Annotated in this window: 5 protein-coding genes; all 5 read right to left on the reverse strand. The window is 64.8% G+C overall.

The annotated features are described in order from the left end of the window. Positions 1-138 precede the first annotated feature (138 nt). Entirely contained in the window at positions 139-582 is a 444-nt protein-coding gene (locus IEY21_RS16515; protein ID WP_188905436.1) for a hypothetical protein, read from the reverse strand. 37 nt (positions 583-619) lie between these two features. Then, positions 620-1,207, reverse strand: coding sequence for a YceI family protein (locus tag IEY21_RS16520; protein ID WP_188905437.1), 588 nt, complete (start codon positions 1,205-1,207; stop codon positions 620-622). Positions 1,208-1,519: 312 nt separating this feature from the next. Beyond that, entirely contained in the window at positions 1,520-3,310 is a 1,791-nt protein-coding gene (locus IEY21_RS17070; protein WP_188905438.1) for a hypothetical protein, read from the reverse strand. A gap of 288 nt (positions 3,311-3,598) precedes the next feature. Continuing rightward, positions 3,599-4,246 (reverse strand): LuxR C-terminal-related transcriptional regulator, encoded by a 648-nt coding sequence (locus IEY21_RS16530; RefSeq protein WP_188905439.1) that lies wholly within the window; start codon positions 4,244-4,246, stop codon positions 3,599-3,601. Continuing rightward, positions 4,239-4,490 carry a sensor histidine kinase gene (locus tag IEY21_RS17160; protein WP_373290534.1) on the reverse strand — a complete coding sequence of 84 codons (252 nt, stop codon included), beginning with the start codon at positions 4,488-4,490 and terminating at the stop codon, positions 4,239-4,241. Before IEY21_RS17160 ends, IEY21_RS16530 begins: the two co-directional genes overlap by 8 nt. Positions 4,491-4,522 lie beyond the last annotated feature (32 nt).

The following is a 4,522-nucleotide window of genomic DNA, read 5'->3' on the forward strand; positions in this document are numbered from 1 at the left end:
ACTGGGCTACTTGACGCCTCACGAGTTCGAACGCCAAGCTAAAGCCGCTTAACCTCAACTACGCAATAGCGGGACAAGCCCAGACCTCCCCTTATGTGCTCAGGGATAGAGCGGAACTCGTATTCGAACTATCCAGCGTCATACCCTCTTATGTTGGGTCGACGCAGCACGCAGGGCCATCTTATGGCTCCAGCGTCCACCCAGCCACAGCGTCAATGCGAGACCGAGAAACCCCATGACAGCCAGAATGCTCAGCAAGCGCACAGTTTTGAGTTGCAGCGGATACAGGCCCAGTTCGGTCAACATCGGCTCATCCACGTAGCGCAGACCATCCTCACCCGTTTCGGGCAGGAAGACTGCCTGATTGCGAATGATCAGGGCCTGTGGACTGCCGATACGGGTGCCGCTCGGCTCCCCCGTAGTGGCCTCACCACCAAACAGATCGGCCTGCGCGGCCGGGGCCGGGCGCAGCAGTTGCACCGGCTGAGCCTGTGTGCCGAGCCATAACCCCGTCACCAGGGCCGCGGCGGCCAGAACGACACAGACAGCGGCCAGCCTGTTTAAAACGGTGGTTCTGTTCATGCGCCTCTCCTCCGTCCTGCTCTGTATCTGGCCTGGGTTACGGCTGCGAGGCAATGAATTTCAAGCTGATGGGCAGGATATTCCCAACGCGGCCCGCCTTGATTGCCGGATGCTGTATGCCGTAATCGCTGAGCAACACGCTCATTTTCACCGAGATGGCCAGCGCGTCACCCGGAATTTTCATGCTTTTGGTCACATCGTTGGCCGGCGTCAACTTGACGCGGGCAACGGTGTTGACTGGTTTGGTGACGCCGTTCATGGTCAGGGTACCGCTGACCTTGTAATTGTCACCGCTCACCCAGGTGACCTGCGTCGTCTTGAAACGGATGATGGGATTGGCAGCGAAATTGAACCAGTCTTTGCTGACCATGTGGCCGTCGCGCGCGGGCACACCGGTCTTGATGGAGGCTCCGTCCACCGTCAGATCGGCGCTGCCCGTTTTGGCGACCGCGTCGAAAGTTACCGTGCCGCCGATCTTATTGGTAATGGCCGTGAAATTCTCGATATCGGTTTCGTTCTCGGCGGTCATCACGTTTACGTTGTCCAGGTCGGTCACGACGTATTTGACTGGGGCAGCAATGGCGCTGGCGAGCAGCAGGGCGGGCAGGATAAACAGGGAACGCATGGGATTCTCCTCGTGTGGGGTGGTGCAGGGCTAAGGCGGGTGGTGAGGGCTTGGGCTTGTTACGGGGCGGAACGCCGAAAGGTTCCGTTAAGCCGTCGGGGAATATCCCCGACGGCCTGGGATACAGCGTAATGTTGTGGGTGCTGCACAGCTGTATTCAATGGTCCTGATTACCGCTCAAGTACAGCTAAAGGGCATCGGCTTGGGCCTGTGTGATGATCCGAGCACCGTCCGGTACAGTGACGCTGCTGCGAAGCGTCACGTCAATGACCAGCGCGCCGCTGCCGAACAGCACGGAGTCGTCCCTGGCGGTCAGTGGGTGGGCAGACTCCAGAGGCGGCCGGACAGGGCGGTGGCGCCCTGTGAGGGGTCGTCCGCCACATACATCTGATCGGCCTCGGCCAGCATGGCCGTCGGGAAGGCGAAGGCGGTGCCGAGCGTCTCCTGGTTAACGAATTCTCCATTTCGGAAACTGAAGCGCAGCACGGCGTTGCCGTCGGCCACGTCCACGGTGCTGTTGCCGTCACTGTCGGTGAATGACGCCAAGGCCGTCGGGGCGGTGGTGCCCAGGCCGGAGGGATTGGCCTTGCACGGAGCAGCCTTGCTGCACGTCATGTCCATTACCGTCACGCCGCCGTTCTCGGCCAGGTACAGGCTGCCGTTCGCCATCGTCAGCGACGTGGCCCGCCGCCCATCGCTGGTCTGACCCACCACGTCGCCCACAAAGTTGGCCGACGGGTTGTCAATGGCGATCACATTGCCGTTCTTGAGGCTGGTCACGAACAGCCGCCGGCCATCCGGGGTCAGGGCCGTCGCGGTCGGGCGGTTGCCGTTCAGCACGTTGCTCCCCAGCGCTGTGCTGCCCACGGTGCTCAGCGTGCGGGAGGAGGGGTTGTAGCGCAGGCGCCAGACGCCCGTGCCCTTGGCCGAATTGTCCGGCACGTACACGGAATTGGTGACAGGGTCAAAGGCGGGCTGTCCTGGCGAAACCGCGCTGAGGTTGCAGGTGTTGATATTGAGCAGCCCGCCGTCCAAGCGGCACAGGCCGAAGAGGTGGTCGGCCACCCACAGGTCGTTCCCGATGCGCAGGACGCCGCCTGGGGAAGTCAGGTTCTTCACGACGGGGGTGGGCGTGCCGAAAGTCCCGCTCGGCGGGGGCGCCGTGACGCCACCGTCGGTCCAGTCTCCCGTGTTCACCGAAAGCTGGGACACGAATCCGGCCAGGGGTGTGCCCGCCCCGCTGGGGTCCTGGCCCACGTACACGTTGCCCACGTCCAGGCCCAGGCCGGTCACGCCCTGGAAGCCCGAGGCGGTCTCCGCCCCCAGGAACTCCCCGCCCTGGAAGGTGTAGCGCGAGACGCTGCCCGCATCGGCGACGTACAGCCGGTCGGTCCCAGTGTTCGGGTCAGAGAACGCGTTCACGGCGGTGGGGGCGGCGCTTCCCAATCCGGTGGGATTTGCCAGACAGACGGCACTCGCCACGCAGTCCACGCCGATCTGCGTGACGCCCCCTTTCTCGGCGACATACAGGGTGAGGCCTAAGATAGCTGCACCCAGCATTCCGCGCCCGTCGCTGCTCTGGCCCACCACTGAGCCGGTAAAGTTGCCCGCAGGATTGTCCAGCCGCACGATCTTGCCGTCCCGGCCGCTGACGATAAACAGCCGCCTGCCGTCGGCGGTCAGCGCGGCGGCAGTGGGCCGGGCGCTGCCCAGAACGTTGCCGCCCAGCAGGGGCGCGCTCTGGGTAAAGACCGTGCGGCTGGTGGGGTTGTATTTCAGGCGCCATACCCCCGAGCCCTTGGCGGACTTGTCGGGGACATACACGAGGCCCGTCGCAGGATCGTAGGCGGCCTGGCCGGGGGACCCGGCGCTCGTGTTGCAGGTGGCGGAGTTGATCCTCCCGCTGTCCACCCGGCAAAAGCCCAGCAGGTGGTCGGAGACCCACAGGTCATTGCCGAGCCGCAGGAATCCGGCGGGGGCGGTGAGCCCCGTCACGTTGTTTGTGGCCTGCGCGCTCAGGGGTACCCCGGGGGAAGACGGACCGGTCCCGCAGGCGGCGAGACCGGCGGTCAGAAGCAGCGCGAACAGGGGACGTGGACGCATAGTCGTTCCTCCTTGAGCATACGGTCGTCACCGGACGCCATGGACCATGGAGCAGGACCGGATGGCGGCCCGATCAGGGTGAATGAGGCCCATAGGCCTCATCCGCCAGCACCGTTGCCCTGCACCTTTAGGGTAGGAGGGTGAATGATCTCATGATACGGACCAAGGTCCATGGGTGAAGTGCTTTTGCCTGACCAAAGTCTGTAGCACTCCGCTGGGGAAAGGGTCACAATCAACCTTTGGAGCCCGGCAGCGCTCCAGACCGTGAGCGGGAGACAGAGGTCTGGCTCAGCGGCGCCCTTCGCGCTGGGCCAGCAGAGCAGCCTCGACGCGGTTGCGGACCTGGAGTTTTTGCAAGACATTGGTCATGTAGTGCTTGACCGTCTTCTCGGTGAGGTCGAGGTCCCGGGCGATCTCCTTGTTGCTGCGTCCCAGCGCCACGCGCTCAAGGATCTGCCGCTCGCGCGCCGTGAGCTGCTCCAGGGGACGGCTCCCCCCAGACACCTCCTGCGGCGAGGACAGTTCGAGCAGCATCGTTCCGGCCAGCGCCGGGGTGACAAAGACCTCGCCTGCCGCCACGCTCCGCACGATGGCCCGCAACTCCCGGCCTGTCACGCCCTTGACCACGTACCCGCGTGCCCCACCGCGCAGGGCGGCCAGCACGTCGGTCTCCTCCTCGCTGAAGGTCAGCATGACCACATGGACCGCCGGGCAGGTCTGGGTGAGGGTGGCGAGGGCGCTCAGCCCCCCGCCCGGCAGGCTCAAATCGAGCAGCAGCACGTTCGGGAGATGCTGCTGTCCCAGCCGCACTGCGTCCTCGGCGCTGCTGCCCTCGGCGACCACTTGAATGTCCGCCTCGCGGGTCAGCGTGGCCGCCACGCCCTCGCGGAACAGGGGATGGTCGTCGACGACGACGACCTGGATCACGTCACTCACCGTCGACCTCTGGCGCCAACGGCAGCCAAGCCACCACGCGGGTTCCGCCCGCCGCGCCGCCCTCCAGGTGGAAGCGGCCCCCCAGGCTCTCAGCGCGCTCCCGCATCCCGCCCAGGCCCAGGCCACTCCGGGCGTTCCTGTGGTCGCCAGGGCCCGGCCCGTCGTCGTTGACCTCCAGCGTCAGTTCCTCGCCATCTAGAGCCCGTTTTGGAATTTCACGCCTCTCTGGGCGAGCAAATACCATGAGGAATGGCCTCTCAGACGTATGGTTCTGAT

This window comes from Deinococcus aerophilus, from assembly GCF_014647075.1.
In the GTDB taxonomy this organism is placed as follows: Bacteria; Deinococcota; Deinococci; order Deinococcales; family Deinococcaceae; genus Deinococcus; species Deinococcus aerophilus.